Source organism: Ideonella aquatica (genome assembly GCF_018069755.1).
Taxonomy (GTDB): domain Bacteria; phylum Pseudomonadota; class Gammaproteobacteria; order Burkholderiales; family Burkholderiaceae_C; genus Ideonella; species Ideonella aquatica.
The window spans coordinates 83,412-103,199 of sequence record NZ_JAGQDE010000013.1 but is presented as its reverse complement, the minus strand read 5'-3'; the positions used below and the strand labels follow the sequence as shown (position 1 = coordinate 103,199).

The 19,788-nt window shown below is 68.2% G+C and carries 19 protein-coding genes; 15 read left to right on the top strand and 4 right to left on the bottom strand.

From position 1 onward, the window contains the following. Positions 1-45: 45 nt before the first annotated feature. From KAK06_RS15290 to KAK06_RS15280, 3 genes are all read left to right on the top strand, one after another. Positions 46-3,123 carry a LodA/GoxA family CTQ-dependent oxidase gene (locus tag KAK06_RS15290; protein ID WP_210802990.1) on the top strand — a complete coding sequence of 1,026 codons (3,078 nt, stop codon included), beginning with the start codon at positions 46-48 and terminating at the stop codon, positions 3,121-3,123. Positions 3,124-3,127: 4 nt separating this feature from the next. Then, complete coding sequence (locus KAK06_RS15285) at positions 3,128-4,240, top strand: NAD(P)/FAD-dependent oxidoreductase (RefSeq protein ID WP_210802989.1); 1,113 nt, start codon at positions 3,128-3,130, stop codon at positions 4,238-4,240. 143 nt (positions 4,241-4,383) lie between these two features. Continuing rightward, on the top strand, positions 4,384-5,049 hold the full coding sequence (locus KAK06_RS15280) for a phosphoglycolate phosphatase (protein ID WP_210802988.1): 666 nt from the start codon (positions 4,384-4,386) through the stop codon (positions 5,047-5,049). A gap of 191 nt (positions 5,050-5,240) precedes the next feature. Here the strand turns inward: KAK06_RS15280 and KAK06_RS15275 are convergent, their stop codons facing one another. Genes KAK06_RS15275 through lnt form a run of 4 tightly spaced genes read right to left on the bottom strand, consistent with a single transcriptional unit; the run spans position 5,241 to position 8,220 of the window. Next, positions 5,241-5,594 (bottom strand): hypothetical protein, encoded by a 354-nt coding sequence (locus KAK06_RS15275; RefSeq protein ID WP_210802987.1) that lies wholly within the window; start codon positions 5,592-5,594, stop codon positions 5,241-5,243. Further along, a complete protein-coding gene (locus KAK06_RS15270) occupies positions 5,591-5,962 on the bottom strand; it encodes a hypothetical protein (protein ID WP_210802986.1) in 372 nt (123 codons plus the stop codon). Before KAK06_RS15270 ends, KAK06_RS15275 begins: the two co-directional genes overlap by 4 nt. A 33-nt stretch (positions 5,963-5,995) precedes the next feature. After that, positions 5,996-6,703 carry a TadE/TadG family type IV pilus assembly protein gene (locus KAK06_RS15265; protein ID WP_210802985.1) on the bottom strand — a complete coding sequence of 236 codons (708 nt, stop codon included), beginning with the start codon at positions 6,701-6,703 and terminating at the stop codon, positions 5,996-5,998. After that, the gene (lnt, locus tag KAK06_RS15260; RefSeq protein WP_210802984.1) at positions 6,700-8,220 is read right to left on the bottom strand and encodes an apolipoprotein N-acyltransferase; all 1,521 of its coding nucleotides are present in this window, start codon (positions 8,218-8,220) and stop codon (positions 6,700-6,702) included. Before lnt ends, KAK06_RS15265 begins: the two co-directional genes overlap by 4 nt. Positions 8,221-8,538: 318 nt before the next feature. On the opposite strand from lnt, the gene KAK06_RS15255 reads away from it, so the two are divergent. The 12 genes from KAK06_RS15255 (at position 8,539) to KAK06_RS15200 (ending at position 19,787) form a co-directional block, all read left to right on the top strand. Then, positions 8,539-8,775, top strand: a complete 237-nt coding sequence (locus KAK06_RS15255) for a pilus assembly protein (protein ID WP_247664499.1) — start codon at positions 8,539-8,541, stop codon at positions 8,773-8,775. 122 nt (positions 8,776-8,897) lie between these two features. Continuing rightward, the gene (locus KAK06_RS15250) at positions 8,898-9,758 is read left to right on the top strand and encodes an OmpA family protein (RefSeq protein ID WP_210802982.1); all 861 of its coding nucleotides are present in this window, start codon (positions 8,898-8,900) and stop codon (positions 9,756-9,758) included. A 168-nt stretch (positions 9,759-9,926) separates the two neighbouring features. Then, a complete protein-coding gene (locus KAK06_RS15245; RefSeq protein WP_210802981.1) occupies positions 9,927-11,321 on the top strand; it encodes a pilus assembly protein TadG-related protein in 1,395 nt (464 codons plus the stop codon). Between the two features lie 2 nt (positions 11,322-11,323). After that, a complete protein-coding gene (locus tag KAK06_RS15240) occupies positions 11,324-12,175 on the top strand; it encodes a hypothetical protein (protein WP_210802980.1) in 852 nt (283 codons plus the stop codon). Beyond that, positions 12,172-12,939, top strand: a complete 768-nt coding sequence (locus tag KAK06_RS15235) for a TadE/TadG family type IV pilus assembly protein (protein ID WP_210802979.1) — start codon at positions 12,172-12,174, stop codon at positions 12,937-12,939. Before KAK06_RS15240 ends, KAK06_RS15235 begins: the two co-directional genes overlap by 4 nt. Further along, positions 12,936-13,652, top strand: coding sequence for a hypothetical protein (locus KAK06_RS15230; protein ID WP_210802978.1), 717 nt, complete (start codon positions 12,936-12,938; stop codon positions 13,650-13,652). The genes KAK06_RS15235 and KAK06_RS15230 overlap by 4 nt, the downstream gene beginning before the upstream one ends. A gap of 3 nt (positions 13,653-13,655) precedes the next feature. Continuing rightward, the gene (locus KAK06_RS15225; protein WP_210802977.1) at positions 13,656-13,856 is read left to right on the top strand and encodes a hypothetical protein; all 201 of its coding nucleotides are present in this window, start codon (positions 13,656-13,658) and stop codon (positions 13,854-13,856) included. Between the two features lie 2 nt (positions 13,857-13,858). Next, the gene (cpaB, locus tag KAK06_RS15220; protein WP_210802976.1) at positions 13,859-14,791 is read left to right on the top strand and encodes a Flp pilus assembly protein CpaB; all 933 of its coding nucleotides are present in this window, start codon (positions 13,859-13,861) and stop codon (positions 14,789-14,791) included. 226 nt (positions 14,792-15,017) lie between these two features. Beyond that, the gene (locus KAK06_RS15215; protein WP_210802975.1) at positions 15,018-16,373 is read left to right on the top strand and encodes a type II and III secretion system protein family protein; all 1,356 of its coding nucleotides are present in this window, start codon (positions 15,018-15,020) and stop codon (positions 16,371-16,373) included. Next, positions 16,370-18,088, top strand: coding sequence for a TadA family conjugal transfer-associated ATPase (locus KAK06_RS15210; protein WP_210802974.1), 1,719 nt, complete (start codon positions 16,370-16,372; stop codon positions 18,086-18,088). The genes KAK06_RS15215 and KAK06_RS15210 overlap by 4 nt, the downstream gene beginning before the upstream one ends. Further along, the gene (locus KAK06_RS15205) at positions 18,085-18,927 is read left to right on the top strand and encodes a type II secretion system F family protein (protein WP_210802973.1); all 843 of its coding nucleotides are present in this window, start codon (positions 18,085-18,087) and stop codon (positions 18,925-18,927) included. Before KAK06_RS15210 ends, KAK06_RS15205 begins: the two co-directional genes overlap by 4 nt. Beyond that, positions 18,924-19,787 (top strand): type II secretion system F family protein, encoded by an 864-nt coding sequence (locus KAK06_RS15200; protein WP_210802972.1) that lies wholly within the window; start codon positions 18,924-18,926, stop codon positions 19,785-19,787. Before KAK06_RS15205 ends, KAK06_RS15200 begins: the two co-directional genes overlap by 4 nt. Position 19,788: the final 1 nt, after the last annotated feature.

Genomic DNA, 19,788 nt, shown 5'->3' with positions numbered 1-19,788 from the left:
GCCTTCCGTGCAACCCATCCAAGGCACATCAGGAAGGAGCCTGCGATGCGTAGTCTGCAAGACGATCACCCGTCGTTCACCGCCACCTGCGCCTGCGACGACCCGGTGGCCTGTCTGGGCCACATGTTTGTGGACATGACGGCCAAGCGCCGTGTGGCGCAGGGGCAGTGCCCCGCCCGACGCCCGGTGTTCCTGCGCACCCACGGCATCCTCCAAGGCCGCCTGACCTTCAGCGACGACATTCCGGCCCCCATTCGGCACGGCTTGTTCGCCCATCCGGGGCGCTCGCACCCGGTGTATGTCCGCTACTCGTCGGACCTGTCAGATGGCCGACCGGACTGGGAAAGCACCATCGGCGTGGGCATCAAGCTGTTCGATGTTCCCGGCGACAAGGTGGTCTCGGACGACGGCGCAGGCACCGCCGACCTGCTGCTGCAGAACGTGCCCTTCTTCTTCGTCGACAACGCTCGCCAGATGTGCGAGTTCACCAAGGCCAGCTTCGAGGGCTGGGGCGACGAATGGGTGCAGCGCCACGCGCCCGACACCAACGCGCTGCTGGACCGCATGGCCAAGCCGATCCGGTCGGTGCTGGCCACGAACCTCTGGAGCGTGGTGCCATTTCGCCTTGGAAGCGGCTTTTGCAAGTACATGCTGGTGCCGGGCACCTCCACGTTTCCTGGCGACCCGGACACCGATGACCCCCATTTCCTCGCCGCCGACCTGCGCGCCCGCATGGCGCGCGGGCCGGCCACGCTGGACCTGTACGTGCAGGTGCGGCCGGACGCCGCGTCGTTCGGCGAGGCCTATCTGGACGAGCACTTCCCGCTGGACCGCGCCACCGTGGTGTGGGACGACAAGCTTGCGCCGCCCGTGCGCGTGGCCACCATCGCGCTGCCGCAGCAGGACGTGGCCGAACCGGCACAAGCCATCTACGGTGACTGGCTGGCCTTCAACATCGGGCGGGTGCCCGCCGTCAACGCGCCTGTCGGCTCGATCGCGCAGGCCCGTATGCAGGTCTACCTGCTCAGCGCCGACTTCAGGCGAACCCAGAACGGTCAGCCGACGACCGAACCCAGCGCGCCCGGTGAGCCCCAGGTCAGCAACCCCGCCTGCCCATTTCCGCACCACCCGTCGCAGCCGCAGGCCCAGGCGCTCAGCGCCGAACAGATCGCTCGGATCACGCAGGTGCGCATCCATCCCGGCATCGGGGTGGCACGAGTGGGGAACAGTGCAAGCGACTTCTACGTCGGCCCCGAAACCACCGCACCGGCACCCACCGCCTGGGGGCAGACGCGCGACGCGGGGGGCGCCCTGAAACGGCAGGCCGCCCGGTTCCGCGTGTATGGCTACGACCAGAACGGCAACGTGGTGGCCGAGATCCAGCAGTCGGCCAACAGCCGCATTGAATGGTCGGTGCATGTGGCCAACCGCAAGGCCCAGTGGTACGAGTTCAACGCCGCCATGGACCTGCCGGCCACCTGCAACATCAGCGTGCCACAGCGCAACCCCACGGCCCAGGGCGCAGCCCGTGACGCCCTGTGCATCGATGCCGGCGTCAAGAAGATCACAGGCATCGGCATGAACGACGCCAGCTTCGCCCTCACCGGCACCTTCCAGGGCACCTCGGTGTATCTCGGCGAGCTGCGCACCGACAGCGTGGGGCGGCTGCTCGTTCTTCCCGGCATGGGGGTCTCGGCCAGCCCGGGCAACACGCCGGTCTATGACCCGGCCCACCCGGGCAGCTTCAACAATGCCGCCGGCTGGTACGACGACATCGCCGACGGCCCGGTGCATGCGCGTGTGACGATTGGCGACCGCGATTTTGACGCCGACCCGGCCTGGGTCCTGTCGGCGCCGCCGAGCTTCGCGCCCGACCTCACCAGCTGGCGCACGCTGGACGACCTGCTGCGTGCCGTCTGGGCGAAGGCCGGCATGCTGAGCCTGCCGCAGCGGGTCTCGTTCCAGGACCATGTGCGTCCCGCCCTGGAGCGCCTGACCGATCTGCAGTGGGTCAACAAGGGTTTCTCGTCGATGTTCGGCGCCGACGGCCCGATGAACTTCCGGGACCCGGCACTGATGCGCAAGCTGTCGTTCCTGCCGCCCAGCAGTCTGTATCCCGACCCCTACGCGGAACTCCGCCGCACGATCTTCAACAGCTTCCGCGCCGTGGTGGGCGACGAGCAGGACATCGGCGCCTGGCCGTGGTCCTATGGCGATACCTTCGGCTACACCGATCCCACCGAAGCCGACGCGGTGAACGCTCAAACCTACCTGCGCTTGCCCGACTATTACGGCTACATCCTGACAGCCTGGGTCCAGGGCCATTTCGTCAGCGACTACCGGCCCGAGGTGTCCCAGGGCATCCCCCTGGATGACTGGCCCCTGCAGGAGCGGCCGGACATGCTGGACCGCGCGGCCATGCATTTCTGCCTGGCCGACGCCTTCCATCCCGGCTGTGAACTCACCTGGCCGGTCCGGCATGCCAGTCTGTTCCGGGCGCCCTACCGGATCCGCGAACGCCAGCCCGGCCTGGCCGAGCCCTCCTACGGCCCTCAGTTGACGCAGGATGACGTGCTGCGCATGGGTGGTCCGCTCTATGACCAGGGCCCTGGTGACCTCACGCGCTGGATGGCCGTGCCTTGGCAAGGCGACACGGCCTATTGCCGGTCCGGCTACGACATGGAATTCGACCCCTACCTGCCCACCTACTGGCCGGCTCGGGTGCCCAACCAGGTGCTGACGCTGACGGACTACCAGACGCTGTGTGACCGCAGCAAGCCGATGGACGAACGGATAGCAGCTTTCCACAACCGTCCCGCCTGGCTGCGCCAACTGCCGTCCGCCAACCCGGCGCCCGAGCAGATGGTGTACATGATCGAGCACTTCAGCGAGATGGGCGTGCTGGAGGCTCGGCCCCGCCCGGACGACCTGGACTGGCTGCCGGCCATGCTCTATGTCGAGAACCTCACGGCGGTGAAGGAAGCCGAGCTGGCGTCCGCCCACCGGGCGTTCACCGAGCGCTACGCCCTGCTGGGCCCGCATGACCGCTTATTGGCGGAAGCGGGCTGGTTCAGCGATGAGCAGCGCAACGAGTTCGCCACCATCAAGTTGCGTAGCCTCTGAGGCCTTGCAACCGCGCGTTGTCGTCATCGGCACCGGGCCGGCGGGCTGCGCAGCGGCCACCGTGCTGGCGCGCGCAGATGTCCCGGTGGTCCTGCTGGGGCCGTCGCCGGACGAGCGATGGCGGGTGGGCGAGTCCCTGCCGGCGGCGGCGCAGCGCCTCTTGCGCGCCCTGGGCGCGGCCAGTCTGGCGTGTCTGCTGTCGCCCGGCGAATACATCCCGTGCACCGGCCACGCATCAGCCTGGGGGGAAGCGGCATGGCGGTTCCGCGATGCTCTGCGGGATCCGGAGGGTCCCGGATGGCTGGTGTTGCGCCACCGGTTCGATGCCGCCATGTTGGCCTTGGCGACGCGGGCTGGCGTCACCCACATCGATGGTCAGGCCGTGGCACTGGCGCCCGCTGCGGACGGTCACCGTGTGCGGCTGCAACGGGGCTCGGTCGAAGAAGAGCTCAGCGCGCCATTCCTCATCGATGCCACCGGTCGCGCCGCCTGGCTGGTTCGCAAGCTGGGTGAGCCGGGTGTGCGCGCGGCGGAGCTGATGGCGGCCGTGGCTTGGCTGCGCAGCCCACCGTCGGACCACGACCAGAGCACCCGTGTGATGTCCGTCCCCGAGGGTTGGTGGTACAGCGCCCGACTGCCCCAGGGCCTGCGCGTGCTGGCCTTCCATGGGCTGCGTCATGCCGTGGGCGAGCATGTCCGCACACCGGCCTCCCTGCTCGCCGAAGCGCGGCGCTGCGGCATTCTTCCCCATGCGTCTGTGGATGGGGAGCTGCTGGCAACACCGCAAGCGCACGACGCGGCGTTGCGCCTGCAAAACCGCTTTGCGGGTCACCGCTGGCTGGCAGTGGGTGATGCAGCACTGGCGCTGAACCCGTTGGCATCGCAGGGTCTGCTGTTTGCGCTGTACAGCGGCCTGCAGGGGGGCCGGGCGCTGTTGCCGGCCGTGGTGGATGGCGCCGTGGGCCCCACCTGGGACAGTGCCGATTACCTGGCGCGCGTGCGCCGCGTGCACCAGAGCAACGAACGCGCTCTGAGGGGATTCGCCTGGGCGGAGACCCGCTTTCCTGAGGCCCCGTTCTGGCGACAACACCAGCGCGCGGTGTCTCCGGTTCTGTGAACCATCGTGCAACCGCCGCCCTGCGGCGTTCTCGAGATCAGGTCTGTGGCGCCGCGCCCGGCCCCAGCCAACACCCCACCCCGCACGCGGGCCGGGCGCGGCGCCGCACAATCCGGGCACCCCGTCTTGCAGCCCACTCGCCCATGACCTCACCCACGATCCTGCCCTGGCACGCCGCCATCGTTGACCTGGACGGCACGATGGTGGACACCGTGGGCGATTTCGACGCCGCGCTGAACCGCACACTGGCCGAGCTGGGTCAGCCGGCGATTGGCCGCGCGTTCATCGAGCGCACGGTGGGCAAGGGCTCGGAGCACCTGATCCGCCGCACGCTGGCCGAGGTGGGCGCCGACGCTGCGCTGTACGAGGCCGCCTGGGCCGCCTACCAGCGCCATTACCGCAGCATCAACGGCGCGCACTCGGCCGTGTACCCAGGCGTGCCGGAGGGCCTGCAGGCGCTGCGCGCGCGCGGCCTGCGCCTGGCCTGCCTGACCAACAAGCCGGGCGAATTTGCGCGCGAGCTGCTGGCGCGCAAGGGCCTGGACGGGCACTTCGACGTGGTGTTTGGCGGCGACGCCTTCGAGCGCAAGAAGCCCGACCCGCTGCCGCTGCTGCGCACCTGCGCTGCGCTGGGCACCACGCCCGCGCAGACGCTGATGGTGGGCGACTCCAGCAACGACTGCCAGGCCGCCCGCGCCGCCGGCTGCCCGGTGGTGCTGGTGCGCTATGGCTACAACCACGGCGAGCCGGTCGAGGCCTCGGGCCCCGACCGCGTGATCGACCGCCTGGATGCGCTGCTGCAGCCCTGAGGGCGTGCGGCGGCGCTGCGGGGGGCAACGCCAGTGCGGCGCCGCATCCCCCATCGTCAAACGCAACCTCTGCGCCCCAGCCTTTGGCCCGCGACGAAGACAGCCCGTGGTGCGACCCGAGTAGCACGGTCGTCTGTACGTGACCAAAGTGCGGCAGCCGCCGATGCCGACGGCGTCGATCGGGCGCGTGCTCACCGCGCGAGTTCGCGCCGCAGGGCATCGATGTTGTCCTGTGCGCGCCGCCGCTGGGCAGCATCCGCCGCACGCCCATCGCGCTGCAGAGCAGCCAGCGCGGCATGCTCCTGGCGCAGCTCGTTCTCCAGGATCGCGCGCCGAGTGATGTCACGCTGGCGCTGCGACGTCGGTGCAACAACGAGGTTCGGTGGGGATGCCGGTGGGGAGGTTGGTGCGGACTCGACACAGCCCTGGGCGCCCCCGCCGATCAGCTCGACCCGTCCCTGACGACAGTGCCACTGCGCTGACGCCGGCCTGAGCAGCAGGCCCAGCACGACAAGCGCGAGCCATGGGCCGGGACCGGCGGTCATATCGGCGCGTTGCTGATCGGCACGGCCAGCAACCGGCCTTCGGCATCCTCGATCGTGATGGGCATGTCCGACAGACACACGCCGTTGAAGGTCAGCGTGAAGCCCTCACCCGGCATGTTGACGCGCGCGCGATCGAGCGACATGGCCAAGGGCGCAGCATTCTTCAGCACGTAGGGCGGCTTGCCGCCATAGACATGGACGGTTGGGCCGATCCCCACGAAGCAGCTGCCCTTGGCGCCGACCTTGACCGCATCGGGCGACGCCCAGACGGCATCGGCCGGACCCAGTTCATTGCCGCCACCGCCGCAGCCGGCCAGGGCGATCGTCAGCGGCAAGGCCACCAGGCCGCACCGGGAGTAACGTGGCATGAATGTGGACACGGAGCGATCCTTGCAAAGACTTCAGGGTTGGTAGGCCGGCGACTGCATCTCGACCAGGGCATAGGCCTCGATGGGCAGTCGGCCGTGGCGGTAGTAGCGGGCGCACAGCAGCGGGTTGGACAGGCCGAAGGCCGACTCGGCGATGCTGACGTCGCCCCAGGCGTCGACACCCGCGTCACCGCCGCACATCACGCGGCGGACCACGCCGGCCATCAGCGGGACCTTCATCTCATAGCCATAGACGACCTTGATCTTCAACAGATTGGCGTCGCGCAGGTTCATCTTGGACTTGGGTTGCACGGCCTGGCTGCGGAAGGCGAGGTTGTCGTTCGGGATGTAGGTGAGCTTCCGGACGGGATCACGCACGCCGAAGTCGGCGAAGGCCTCGGGTGAGGGCGACAACACGGTGAACTCGCTGAAGAGCCGGGTGTCCACCTGGGCCTCGGCCAGGGCCATCGCCAGCCGGGTGTGGTCGTTCCTGCGGGAGCCGTCCTGGTAGAACGGGCTGAGCCCGCGCGCCAGGGCGTCGGTCATGGCGCTGCGGCTGGCGTTGTGCACGGCGCCCACCCGTGCCGCCATGAAGGTGGCGTGGTTCAGCGTGGTCTTGGCCATGAAGACGAAGCCCGCCTGGATCAGGCTGAGCGTGAACAGCACGGCGAACGGAAAGACGATCACGAACTCGACCAGCGATGCGCCTTGCTGACGGCGCCGGGCCGATGCGGGCTTCATGCAGAGACTCCTCGGCGCCATGGGGCCCGTTGCCCGAAGGCCGCAGGCAGGGCCCGCGCCAGCGGAAACAGCGCCAGCAGCCACCATTGCGGGGCGGCACTGCGCGCATAGAACGAGGCGGTGCCGCCGGCGGGGACCACCACGGGCCAGGGCTGGATGCGTGCGCCGCGCAGCGGCAGCATGCGCTGCACCCGCCCGTCAGGCAGGGCCAGCAGCGTCGGCCCGCCGTTGGCCACCCGCAGCAGCGGCAAACCGGTCTCCATGGCGCGCAGCCGGGCCAGCGCGACCATCTGCTGGCGATACATCGGGTGGTCGATCCAGCCGTCCTCGGACAGCACTACCAGCCATTCGGTGTTGGCTGCCCGCTCGGCGGCTTCCAGAGCGAAGGACATCTCGTGGCAGATCAACACGCCCGTGGCGTGTCCCGCCACCAGCAGCGATTGCACCAATTCCTCGGGGGCGGGACTGGGCCCCTCGAGCGTGCGGCCGAACACCGGCCCATCGATCCAGCCCATCAGCGAGGGCCAGGGCAGATACTCGCCGCCGGGAACCAGTCGGCGCTTGCCATACATCGACGCTCTGCCGGGGGCGAGCTGCAGCGCTGTGTTGATGATCCGCAGGCCGGTTTCGTCCTGCAGCGCGTGTGGCATGCCCAGCAGCACTGTGACGCCGCTGGTGTCGACCTGACGCAGCAGGTCGGCCCAGACGCCTTCCGCCCTCTGAGGGGGTGGCTCGGCAAAGAAGGTTTCAGGGGTGACCACCGCCTGGCCGGCGCCAGCCAGCTGCATGGCCTGGTCCAGTGCCGCGAGCTGGCGATCTCGCCCAGGCCGGCTGGACGCCTGACCATGGTCGATGTGGGTGGCCAGGGCCACGACCCGCCACCCGTCGTTGTGGGCGCGGGTCTCGGTGGGCGTGGGTCGCAAGGGGAGCGCGAGGAGTATCGGCAGCAACACGGCGGCCACCGCGGCCATGCGCCGAGGTCCACGGTGGTCAGGCGACAGCAGCGCCAAGGCTGCCACCGCGGCAGCAGCGCAACCGATGGCCGACAACCCCAGCCCGCCCACCAGGCTCAGCGGCAGCGCCGCGCCGGGCACCGCCGACAGAGGGTCCGCCAGCGAGGCGTAGCCGTGCCCGGCGCAGCCCCATTGGCGCCAGGTCTCACCCGAGGCCAGGGCGATGGCCCACGCTGCCAGTCGCTGGCGCGCTGTGGTGTCCCGCCCCATGGACCAGCGCAGCGGCACCCAGGGCAGCATCACGCAGGCCGAGTGGTGAACCACTGACACCAGCATCGTCAGCCACTGCCAGAGCAGCCGCGCGTCCGAGGCGTCGTGCACCGCGGTGGCCACCCAGACCGTGCCGACACTGGACCAGGCCCAGACACCCCATGCGAGGCAGGCGGCCTCCTGGCGACGATCCTGGCACCCATGGATGCCCACCGCCCACAGCAACAAGGCGGGCCAGGCCAGGACCGACCACGCCGGTCCCGCCAGCGACAGGCCGATCAGGGCGCCGGACACCGCGCCGGTCCAAGCGGGTTTAACCTGTGGAGTGCTGGGCACGTTGATAGCGGGACGTGGCGATCCAAGGGTTTTGACAATCAACGCCGAGGAGGTTCCCGGCGCCACGATCCGGGGAAATTAATCCGTCGGAGTTCAGCCGGCCATCACCCATGAGGGGGGGTTGACGCCAGCAGGTCTTGAAGTAGTCTGGCGGCCATCGACAGCCGTGTGTCATACCCATTCCTGCGATACGTCGGCGTCGACCTTCGACTCAATCAACCTCAGGGAGCGAATATGTCCGCACACAGCATGAAGGGTCGCCATCACGGCCAAGGAATGACCGAGTACATCATCATCGTGGCGCTGATCGCGATCGCATCGATCGGCGTCTACAACCTCTTCGGCAAAACAATCCGCAACCAAACGGCGGGTCTGGCGGCGGGTTTGGCTGGAGAGGATGGGCACGCCAAGAATGCGATTAAGGCCGCGCGGGATGCTGAGGAGGCAGCCAAGTCCGACGCCAATACCCCACGTGGGTTGTCGAGCTTTGCCGATTCGACGGGCGATAAGTAAGAACTCAAGGTCCGAACCCTTCTCATCTACTTGACGCTGGTGATGCGTGTCTGGATTCACTCGTCATCTGGGCTGCCGGGCATCTCGCCTGCGTCGTACTCCTGAAGTCTGAATGTATGCGCATGTTCCGTCTGCTTCTGTGGCTGCTCTGGGCCGCATTCGCTGCTTCCACCGCCCACGCGGCGGCTTCACCTGAACCCAGTGACCACCCCCTGCTTTCTCGTATTCCGGGGTTTGAGGTCCACTCAAAGACAGGTCCGAGATTCGATGTCGTGAAAATCGAAGATTTCAGCATCGCAGGCCAGATCGGCAAGAATTCTCAGGCATTTCAAGCCGAGGGTAAGGTTACTTTCATTGACTACAACGATGACAAAGAGACCACTTCCCCAGCGTTCATCTACAGAAATTATCTTAGTGCGGCCAAGTCACTCGGCGGCGTGCAGCTCAACTCGAACTTCGGGCCTACTAGCCGGGATGTTCAAGGAGGGCACCACATTTTCCAGATTCCTAGCAAGTCGGTGGCTGAGCCCACCTACGTGCTGCTGCGAATCAACGGCTCGCGGCGGTATTCACTGACATTCATCGAACCCAGCCCGATGGTCCAGCAGGTCACGGTTGGGAAGCTCGCCCAGGAGATGGCTGACCAGGGGTTTGCCACGATTCGTTTGAATTTCGCCACTGGAAGCGCAGAGGTGCCACCAGACGCTGCTCAGACCCTGCAAACCATCGTGCAGTGGCTCAAGCAGACGCCGTCGTTGCGCCTGTCGATCGAGGGCCATACCGACAACGTGGGCCAGGCCGCCGAGAACAAGCGACTGTCCCAAGCGCGCGCGGACGCGGTGCGCAGTGCCTTGCTGGCCCAGGGCATCGCGGCGGGCCGCCTGACGGCCAAGGGCTGGGGACAGGAACAGCCGATCGCCGACAACCGCGCCGACGCTGGACGGGCGCAGAACCGCCGCGTCGAACTGGTGAAGTCGCCGTGATGGTGTGACATGACAGCGGGAACGAGCAATCTGCGTGGATCGTCGCCCGGAGCCGTTGATGGCCCGCGCCCGGCACAACAGGGCAGAACCATGCGCAATGGACCACTTCGGAGCGGCTTCGTACGTCTGCACCCTCCGCGAAAAGGCGGTCTGCAGCGCGGGCAAGCGATGATCTGGCTGTTGGGCACTCTGTCGGCCGCAGCTGCCGTGATGTACGGCGTGTTCAACGTCTCGCAACTCACCGTGGCGAAGCAGCGGACGGTGAATGCGGCTGATGCCGCCGCGCTGGCCGGCGCCACGGTGGAAGCGCGGCTGCTCAACCTGATGGCCTACAACAACCGCGCCATGATGGCCAACGAGGCGTTCCTGGTGCAGATGCTGAGCCTGGAGAGCTGGACCCAGTACTTCTCACACTCGGCAGACAACATCGGCTACGCACTGGACGTGTTGGGTACGTTCGTTCCTCAAGTGGCTGTCGCGGCCCGCTTGTTGCACGAGCTGGCGCACCGTGCGAACGAGGGTCATACGCTCCTAGGCGAGTCGATCACGAAGATCGTCGACATTCTGGAAGTCGAGAAGAAGCTGATCAAAGGCAGTCACCTGATGGTCCGGAGCACGGGCAGCCTGCTGGCGCAAGATGCCGCCGCGGCCATTACCGATGCCAACCGCGCCCAGTTCGGACAGCACTCGGACGCCGGGGTGCAACTCGATCGTCGGCCCGCGGTCCTGGCGCTGACCTTGGCCGCCAACGAATGGGAATGGCGGAACTTCACCCGGCAGTACGCCACGACCGGGGACGACCGGCGAGATGCCGCCGATGTTCTGCTGGCCTCGCGCGATGGCTTCTCAGCATCGCGACCCGGCGCGGGATGGCTGAACTTCGATGCCCTGCTGTTCGGCCTCGACAAGGACGGCGGCTCCCGCCTCAAGAGCTATGAGCGTTGGGAGTCCCAGGACACCTTGGAGCTGTGGGTCAAGGGGCTATGTGGCAAGCCGCCGCGGCCCTGCAAGCTGTACACGCCGATTGGATGGGGTCGCTCAAATGCGGACTACGTTGGTGGTGGTGGCGATACCTGGTCACCTCGGCGCAGCGCACAGATGTTGGCCTACAAGGACGCGAGCCGGCACGAGAACTGGACCGGCGTGCCCCATGTCTACGACGTTAGAGACAAGTCCCTGTCCCAGCGCGGTCGCCTGGGTCTGGACTTCGTGGTGGTGGTGAGCCGCCCTGCGTCGAACACCGTGACCAGTGATGCGCTGCGAATGGGTGTAACAACGGGCTCGGTGGCTGGCTCCTCGGAGATGCCCGAGCGCCTGGCTGGCCACCGACTGAGCGCGATTGGCAAGGCGCGGGTCTTCTTTGAGCGCCCGCGCCGCGGCCTGCCCAACGACTTCACGGCCCGCTCACTGTGGCGCCCGGACAGCGCCAAGGAGCACGGATCCTTGTTCAGTCCCTACTGGCAAGCCCGGCTGGCAGACACCAGCCAGCGCGAAAAGGCGGCCCTTCTCGTGGCCATGGGACTGGCGCCGGACGCCGCGCTGTACACACCTGGAGGGCAGTGACGATGCGCTGCGATGTCCGTGGCCGAGGCCGCATCTGGGCTCTCGGGCTGCTGCTGTGGATGCTGCTCACTGGCTCGGCCGTCGCCGATGGTGGGCCCCTGCGGGTGGTATTGCGAGGCTACGCGCACCCGGCAACGATCCAGGAGTATCTGGAACTGATGTCCCACATATGCTGGACCCGCAAAGGACTGCCCGCCGCCCCTGTGCCCCTCTTGTCAGCGGCCCAGTTGCAGCAGGCACCCCATGAGCAGAGCGAAGTACTCTTCGACGGCGAACGGTGGGCGAAGTACACCATCAACGCGGTCTTTGTCGTCGACTCCAACTGTCAGCCCATCATCTGGCGCAGCTTCCACGTCGACATCATTGACGGATGCCGACGCGCGCTGAGCGGGACCAAGGGACCGTACATGCCCGGTGAAAGCGATGTTCCTCAAGTCGCGGTGTTCGAGAACTCGGTGGTGTGTCATGGCCGCCCCCCCAAGCGCGAGGTCGACCTCAGCGGCCTGCCCGTCGACGATGCCGGACTGGGCGTTCAATGCATCTGGACCGAAGACATCGTCTCCCGAGAGCTGAAGACGCCGCTGGGCAAGCGCAGCGGCAACGACCACTGCCTCTACGCTCGCCGCTCGCATGTGGCCCTTCCCAGCGGCGCCAAGCAGGTCGTCGTGCGCATGCGCCTGGACAACAGAAATGACCGCGGCGGCGACGTCGGCGCCATCTTTCCCATGTCTGCGGAGATGAGGCTCGCCGAGTTCAGCGACGGCACGCCGATTCCACCCACCCGTTTCTCACGCGAGAGCGTCGAGGCCTTCCTGCGCCAGCCGCACAAGCAAGCCCTGGGGGCCGGCCGATGAGCGCGCCGCGATCCCGCCAGCACGGCCAATCGATGGCCGAGTTCCTGGTGGCCCTGGCGGTGCTGCTGCCGCTGTTTCTGGGCATCAGCTACCTGGGCCGCTATGGTGACCTGAACCAGACCGCCACGCAGGCCAGCCGCTATGCTGCCATGCAAAAGGCCATGCACCCGGGCCTGTCGGAGGACCGGATCCAGGACCAGATGCGGGCTCGGTTCTTCCTGCACGGCAGCCACCTGCATGGCGGCAGGCTGCGCTCCGACGACAGCGTCGCGTCGATCCAGGGCGCCAAGGGGCAGACCTCGCTGTGGCTGGACCTGTCCGGCCGGGCGCTGCTGCAGAAGCCCGAGGACGTGCGCGTGGTCTTCAGCGGGGTTGCGATGGGCAGCCAGGGACCGCTGGCTGAGGCCAAGGCCATGGCCAGGTCGGCCGGCAAACACTACCCCCCGGGCACCGTCGCTCGGGTGGAAGTCTCGCTGGTCAACCGGCTGCCGCTGGCCGAGACACTGAAGGCCGATCGCCTGACACTGGCCGCCGCCACCGCCGCGGGCGCCAATGCGCTGGGCAGCAGCGGCTCGCAAGCCACCCGAGATGCGGCGGCGGTCATCGTCCCGCTGACCCTGGTGCCCGGCATGTTGAGCGGCTTCTTGGAACGGGCCGTCTCGCTGTTCGAGCCCGAGGGGCCGGTGCTGGGCTGCATCAAGCCCGACCCGATCTACGCCAGCCGCCTGGAGGGGGCAGGTACCGCAGGACCCTGCGTGCCATGAAGCCGCTTGTGGGCCTGCTGGTCTGGACGATCGTGAGCGCCGCCGTCGCCGCGCCGGTCGAGTGGCCCGAGGTGAAGCTGCCGCCGCGCAGCCACGCCGAGTGGGTCACCAACGACGCCGTGGTCAATGGCTTGCCAACCCGCCTGCAGCACTTCGCGTCCGAGCTGACGCCGCGCGAGGTGCTGGGCTTCTACGAACGTGAATGGGCGCGCCGGCCCGTGGGCACGCCGCGTCGGGTCGATACCGGAGGCTGGTTGGCCTTGTCGACGCTGGCTGGCGGCCTGCAGGTGGCCGTTCAGGTGCGCGAGCATCCAGAAGGTCGGGGTTCGGAAGGGCTGATCAGCTGGGGCCACGTCCAGGGACTTCAGCGCGATTTGGCACCGCCTTGGTTGCCTCGCTTTGCAGACCACCGCATCGCGCAGAGCATGGCCTCCACCGACGGGCCGGTGCGCAGTGAGCACGTGACGCTGGTCAGCCAGGCGCCCTTCGAGGTGCAGGTCCGCCGCTGGCGCGATCACTGGCAGCGACAGGGCTGGCGCACCACCTTCGACCGCGAAAGCCCCGCCAACGCCGAAGCCGGCCGCGGCTGGCTGGCCAGTTTCGAGCGCGCCCCGCAAAGCGTCGACGTGGTGATCAGCTGGCAGCCGCACGCGCAGCGAGGCGTCGCCACGGTCAACCTGCTCACGCCCGCCACCGCCGCCCTGACACGCTGAGCCATGACGAAGACCATTGAACACCGACGCCCTGGCCCCCGCAGCGAAGCCGGGCAGTCCATGGTCGAGTACCTGGTGGTCGTCTCGGCACTGGTGGCGGCCTTGTTCGTGATCGATGTCGATGGCCGAACCGGAGCGCAGCACCTGGCGGACATGGTCCGGCTCTTCTACCGCAACCTCACCTACTTCCTCTCGCTGCCCTGACCATGCGGCTTCCCCGACCCCAGATCAACACCCACTGGCTGCTGCTGGGCTTGGCCATCGCGCTGGGCGTCGGCGCCGTCTACCTGAGCAATGACTTGATCCACAGCCGCTTGGCTCAACTGGAGGAGGAGAGCCGTCGGGGGCGCGTGATGGTCAGCGTGGTCGTCGCCAAGCGCGACCTGGACCGCGGCGAGCCCATCTCGGCCGAGGTCATGGCCATTCGAGAGGTGCCCAAGGAGTTCGTGCACCAGAACGCCGTGCTACCCAAGCAGTTCGGTGACTTCGAGCGCCAGCGGCTGACCCTGCCGATCAAGCGTGGCGAAGTGCTGCTGCCGATGCATGCCGAGGGCGGTGGCCAGTACGTGTTCTCGGCCACGCTGAAGAAGGGCCAGCGGGCCATGACGGTCGAGGTCGACTCGGTCAACTCGATCTCCGGCATGCTCAAGCCCGGCGACTTCATCGACCTGGTCTACTCCGGCCGGGCCGCGGCGCCGCAGGGGGCCGAGCGCGACGAGGAGCTGACGCTGCCGCTGCTGTCCAAGGTGCCGGTGCTGGCCACCGACCAGCGGGTCAGCCGGCGGGACGATGGCACCGAATCGTCCTACTCGACCATCACCTTGGAGGTCAGCCCCGAGGAGGCTGACCGCATCATCGTCGCCCGCGCCGCCGGTCGGCTGACCGCACTGCTGCGCAACCCGGACGACACCGACCCCAACCGCACGCCGGTGATGAGCGGCGCGTCACTGATCGGTCAGCGCCCGGCCGAGGCGGTTCGCCGCAGCGTGGAGTTCATCGTCGGCGGGCAGGGCGGGGGTCTGGCCGACGTCACCGAAGCCAAGGTGTCCGGTCTGGCGCCGCTGCTCAAGGGCTGGATGGGGCCGGCGAGCACACCCGCACAGGCCCTTGCCCGGCCACGGGCCACAGACAGCCACTGACGCCATGCCACCGACCCACCCGCCCCGGGAGATGCCGTTGTTGCTGCGCGCCCTGACGTCCGCCCCCGCCCTGGTCTGCTGCTGCTGCCTGACCGCCTGTCTCGCCTGGCCGGTCATGGCAGCAGCTGCGGTGTCCGCCGCTGTACCCTCCGCTGTACCCGCCGCTTCGGCCGTCTTGGCGCCCCCGCCCGCCCCCCCCCTGCCGGCCAGCGCGACCACGGCGCCCGTGTCCACAGCGCGTGGCACACAGATCGAGACCCGCGTCCTGCCCGCCCAGCGCGCCTGGGCTCGCGCGCCAGCGCCTGCACCCGCCCCCGAGGTCGAGCTGGGCCCGAACCGGCGCATGGTGGTGGGCGAAGTGGGCACCATCGGCCTGCCGGCGATCAGCCGCATCGCCATCGGCAACGGCGCCGTGGTCAAGGCCACCGTCGTGGATGACCGTGAGATCGTGTTGCTGGCCGAGGCCGCCGGCGAGACGACGATGCATGTCTGGCTCAAGTCGGGCCGGCAGATCAGCTACCAGCTCAAGGTCGAGGCGGTGCGTGCTTCGCGGGTGCTGGAGGATCTGCAGGAACTGATCCGTGCGGTGCCCGGCGTCACCGCGCGCCAGGTGGGCGACCGCATCGTGATGGAGGGGCGGTACCCCGATGCCGAAACGGCCACCCGCATGAACAAGCTGGCCGCCAGCTTTCCCCAGGCGCTGAATCTGGTGGCCGAGCGGCCGGCCGATGCCGATCCGCTGCAGATGGAACGCATGGTCCAGATCGACCTGCGCGTCGTCGAGGTGAAAAAGCGCGCGCTGGACCAGCTTGGCGTGAAGTGGGGCAGCAGCGCGCGTGGCCCCAGCGTCGCCACCAACATCCTGGGCTACAGCAACACGCCGTGGCGGCCTGCCGACAACACCGGCCTGCCGCAGGTCAGCAGCGTGGTGCCGGCGCGCAGCTACTTCGGCCTGGCCACGCAGCTGAGCTCGGCCATCAACCTGCTGGAGCAGAACGGCGACGCGTGGGCCCTGGCCGAGCCGCGCCTGAGCTGCCGCAGTGGCGGCGAGGCCAGCTTCCTGGCGGGCGGCGAGATCCCGATCCCTGTCACCCAGGGTCTGGGCGCGGTCACTGTGGAGTACAAGCAGTACGGCGTGCGCATCGAGTTCAAGCCTGTGGCCGATGGCGAGGGCAACATCGATTCGGCGCTGATGGTCGAAGTCTCCGAGCCCGACGCGCGCAACTCGAACGCCGGCTACGTGGCCTTCACCACGCACCGCACCGAGACCCGCGTGGCGCTGCGCCAGGGCGAGCCGCTGGTGATCTCCGGCCTGCTGCGCCAGCGTGCCGAACGCGCCATGGACGGTATCCCCGGCCTGGCGCGCCTCCCGGTGGTCAACAGCCTCTTCCGCTCACGTGAGAACACCACCGAGCAGACCGAGCTGTTCGTGATTGCCACGCCGCGGGTGATCACCCCCGATTCGGCGATCAACCGCGAGGCGCTGGAGAAGGCCTCCGCGGCCGCCGGCGTCGCTGCCGACAAGGTATCGCCTCGCGTCACGCCCAACACGATCGAAGGCCGCTTCGACATGTCACGATGAGCCCGGTGCTGGTGGTTGACGGGGTTCCCGGACAGGCCAGTCCGCTGCGGCTGGAGGGGCTTCGCTTCGTCATTGGCAAGGAGCTCGACTGCGAGGTCACGTTGCCGGGCTGGCGCGTCAGCCGCCGGCACGCCGAGGTCTTCGTCTCCAACGATCGCGTCTTTGTGCGCGATCTGGCGTCAGCCTTCGGGACGCTGATCAACGAGCGCAAGATCGACGGCATGGCCGAGGTGGACGAACAGGACCAGCTGCGCGTTGGCGGGCACCTGTTGACGGTGCGCCTGCAGCGGTCGCCTGTGGCCGCCACCGAGACGGCCGCGCCCGCTGACACCTTGCAGCGGGTCGCCGGGGTGTCGTCGGCCGGCATCGCAGAGCCCGCCCCGGCGACCGACGCCAACGCCGACGCCGACGATGCCCTTTACCGCTACCGCCGCGCACTGCATGGCCGGCTGCTGGATGCCTTCGATGTGCGCCGCGTTGACACCCACCGCATGGGCGACGCCGAACTGCGCGAGCTGACCGAGCGGATGATCCGCGAGCTCATCGCACAGATGTCGGCCGATCTGCCGCCACAGGTGGACCGCGTGCGCCTGCTGGAGGAGGTGCGCGACGAGGCCATTGGCCTGGGTCCGCTCGAGCCGCTGCTGGCCGACGCCTCGGTCACCGAGGTCATGGTCAACCGCCACGACGAGGTCTTCGTCGAGCGCGCCGGCCGGCTGCAGCGCTGGCCGGTCAACTTCACCAGCGATCGCGCGGTGCAGGGCGTGATCGAGCGCATCGTCGCGCCGATCGGGCGCCGGATCGACGAGAGCTCGCCCATGGTCGATGCGCGCCTGAAAGACGGCTCGCGGGTCAACGCGGTGATTCCGCCGCTGGCGCTCAAGGGCCCGTCGATCACGATCCGCAAGTTCTCCCGGCGCAAGCTGGGCTCCAGCGACCTGCTGAAGTTCGGATCGGCCAGCCCGGCAATGATCGAGTTTCTGCGCGTGTGCGTGGAGCAGCGCAAGAACATGCTGATCTCCGGCGGCACCGGATCGGGCAAGACCACGCTGCTGAACATCCTGTCCAACTTCATCCCCGACGGCGAACGCATCGTCACGATCGAGGACGCCGCCGAGCTGCAGCTGCACCACGCGAACCTGGTGTCGATGGAAGCGCGCCCGGCGAACATCGAGGGCAAGGGGGCGGTGTCGATCCGCGACCTGGTGAGGAACTCGCTGCGCATGCGGCCCGACCGCGTGGTGGTGGGCGAGTGCCGCGGCGGCGAGGCCCTGGACATGCTGCAGGCCATGAACACCGGTCACGACGGCTCGCTCACCACCGCCCATGCGAACAGCCCGCGCGACATGCTGGCGCGCCTGGAGGTGATGGTGCTGATGGCCGGCATGGATCTGCCGGTGACGGCCATCCGCGAACAGGTGGCCTCGGCGCTGGACATCATCGTGCAGCAGACGCGCTTTGCCTGTGGCACCCGCAAGATCACCAGCATCGTTGAAGTGACCGGCGTGGAAAGCGGTCGCATCCAGCTGCAGGAGGTCTTCGCCTTCCAGCAGTCTGGCGTCGACCACCAGGGCAAGACCCGCGGCCACTTCACCGGCCGCGGCTTCGTGCCGGAGTTCTACGAGCAACTGCAGCGCATCGGTGTGCCGCTCGACCTGGACATCTTCTTCGCCGGTATGCCGGCAGAAGAAGTGGCACGGCTGCGCCGCCCATGAACGCCGAGATGCTGGTGATCGCCCTGCTGGTTTTTGCCAGCGTGCTGCTGCTGTTGCGTGCGGCACGCGGCGCCTACATCGACTGGCGGGCCAGCTTCACCGAGCACGCCCGGGTGACGCTGGCGGACATGTTCCTGTTCATTGACCCGCGCCGCCTGTTCCGCCTGAACCTGCTGATGTTCATGCTGCTGCCGCTGCTGGTCTGGCTGCTCAGCGGCGCGCCGGTGCTGGCGCTGCTGGCCGGCCTGCTGGGCGCCGGGCTGCCGCGCCTGGCCTGGGTGGTGATGCGCCACCGCCGCGCCTCACGGCTGGTGCAGCAGCTGCCCGATGGGCTGACGATGATGGCCGGCGCACTGCGCGCCGGTGCCAGCCTGCAAAACGCGCTGGACCTGTTGGTGCGCGAGAGTCCCGCCCCGCTGTCGCAGGAGTTCTCGCTGCTGCTGCGCGAGCAGCGCTTGGGTCTGGCGCTGGAAGACTCGTTGCGCGGCATGGGTCAGCGGCTGAAGATGGAGGAGATCGACCTCTTCGTCTCGGCGCTGACGATCGCCAAGGAGGTGGGCGGCAACCTCTCCGAGATCCTTGAGCGGCTGTCTTCGGCACTGCGCGCCAAGGCGGTGATGGAAGGCAAGATCCGCGCGCTCACCTCGCAGGGCAAGTTGCAGGGGATCATCGTCGGCCTGCTGCCGATCTTCCTGGCCGCCATCCTGTACGTGATGGATCCGCCGGCCATGATGCCGCTGTTCACCACCCTGTATGGCTGGGGCGCGATGGCCGCGATTGCGGTGCTGCTGGTGCTGGGCGCGTTCTTCATCCGCAAGATCGTGTCAATCGACGTATGAGCCATCCCCTGATGGTTTCCCTGCTGGGCGGTCTTGCGGTGGCCTTGCTGCTGATCTCGGCCTGGGGCCTGTACACCACGCTCGGCCGCGCCGACACCACCTACCGTGACAAGCCGCCGCCGGGCTTTCGCGTCCTGTGGCCGCTGATCAACATCCTGGGTCACAGTGCGGCCATGCTGCTCTCGCCAGACCGGCGACAGGCGCTCCTGGCCCGCCTGCGGCGGGCTGGCCAGGAGTACGCGCTGACCCCGGAGCAGTTCATTGGCGGCAAGCTGCTGTCCGCGCTGCTGGCCGGGCTGCTGGCGACAGGGCTGATCGATGGCCGTGCGTTGGCGGCCCTGCTGGGCGGCGGTCTGCTGGGCTGGTACTACCCGGACCTCTGGCTGAAGGATCACACCCAGCGGCGCCAGTTGGCGGTGCTCAAGGCCATGCCCTACTTCCTGGACATCGTCACGCTGGCCATCGAGGCGGGCCTGAACCTCACCGGCGCGCTGCAAAAGGCGGTTGACCGCAGCAAGCCCGGCCCGCTGATGACCGAGATCAACCGTGTGCTGCGCGACATCCGGGCCGGCAAGCCGCGCGTTGATGCGCTGCGCGACCTGGCCGAACGCATGGACTTCGCACCCATCTCCAGCCTGGTGAGCGCCTTGGTTCAGGGCGAACTGATGGGCTCCAGCCTGGGTCCCGTGCTGCGCGCCCAGAGCGACCAGCGCCGCACCGAGCGCTTCCAGCGCGCCGAGAAGCTGGCGATGGAGGCCCCGGTGAAAATGCTCGGGCCGCTGATCCTGTTCATCTTCCCGTGCACCTTCATCGTGCTGGGCTTCCCGATCGTCATGAAGTTCCTCAACGCGGGTCTCTGAG

Excerpts from the sequence above, each read along its gene's own strand:
- KAK06_RS15230 (WP_210802978.1), top strand. The coding sequence starts at position 12,936 with ATGAAGCCGCTTGTGGGCCTGCTGGTCTGGACGATCGTGAGCGCCGCC.
- cpaB (WP_210802976.1), top strand. The coding sequence starts at position 13,859 with ATGCGGCTTCCCCGACCCCAGATCAACACCCACTGGCTGCTGCTGGGC.
- KAK06_RS15235 (WP_210802979.1), top strand. The coding sequence starts at position 12,172 with ATGAGCGCGCCGCGATCCCGCCAGCACGGCCAATCGATGGCCGAGTTC.
- KAK06_RS15250 (WP_210802982.1), top strand. The coding sequence starts at position 8,898 with ATGTTCCGTCTGCTTCTGTGGCTGCTCTGGGCCGCATTCGCTGCTTCC.
- KAK06_RS15210 (WP_210802974.1), top strand. The coding sequence starts at position 16,370 with ATGAGCCCGGTGCTGGTGGTTGACGGGGTTCCCGGACAGGCCAGTCCG.
- KAK06_RS15200 (WP_210802972.1), top strand. The coding sequence starts at position 18,924 with ATGAGCCATCCCCTGATGGTTTCCCTGCTGGGCGGTCTTGCGGTGGCC.
- KAK06_RS15265 (WP_210802985.1), bottom strand. The coding sequence starts at position 6,703 with ATGAAGCCCGCATCGGCCCGGCGCCGTCAGCAAGGCGCATCGCTGGTC.
- KAK06_RS15275 (WP_210802987.1), bottom strand. The coding sequence starts at position 5,594 with ATGACCGCCGGTCCCGGCCCATGGCTCGCGCTTGTCGTGCTGGGCCTG.
- KAK06_RS15225 (WP_210802977.1), top strand. The coding sequence starts at position 13,656 with ATGACGAAGACCATTGAACACCGACGCCCTGGCCCCCGCAGCGAAGCC.
- KAK06_RS15255 (WP_247664499.1), top strand. The coding sequence starts at position 8,539 with ATGACCGAGTACATCATCATCGTGGCGCTGATCGCGATCGCATCGATC.
- KAK06_RS15280 (WP_210802988.1), top strand. The coding sequence starts at position 4,384 with ATGACCTCACCCACGATCCTGCCCTGGCACGCCGCCATCGTTGACCTG.
- KAK06_RS15245 (WP_210802981.1), top strand. The coding sequence starts at position 9,927 with ATGATCTGGCTGTTGGGCACTCTGTCGGCCGCAGCTGCCGTGATGTAC.
- KAK06_RS15240 (WP_210802980.1), top strand. The coding sequence starts at position 11,324 with ATGCGCTGCGATGTCCGTGGCCGAGGCCGCATCTGGGCTCTCGGGCTG.
- KAK06_RS15290 (WP_210802990.1), top strand. The coding sequence starts at position 46 with ATGCGTAGTCTGCAAGACGATCACCCGTCGTTCACCGCCACCTGCGCC.
- KAK06_RS15270 (WP_210802986.1), bottom strand. The coding sequence starts at position 5,962 with ATGCCACGTTACTCCCGGTGCGGCCTGGTGGCCTTGCCGCTGACGATC.
- KAK06_RS15205 (WP_210802973.1), top strand. The coding sequence starts at position 18,085 with ATGAACGCCGAGATGCTGGTGATCGCCCTGCTGGTTTTTGCCAGCGTG.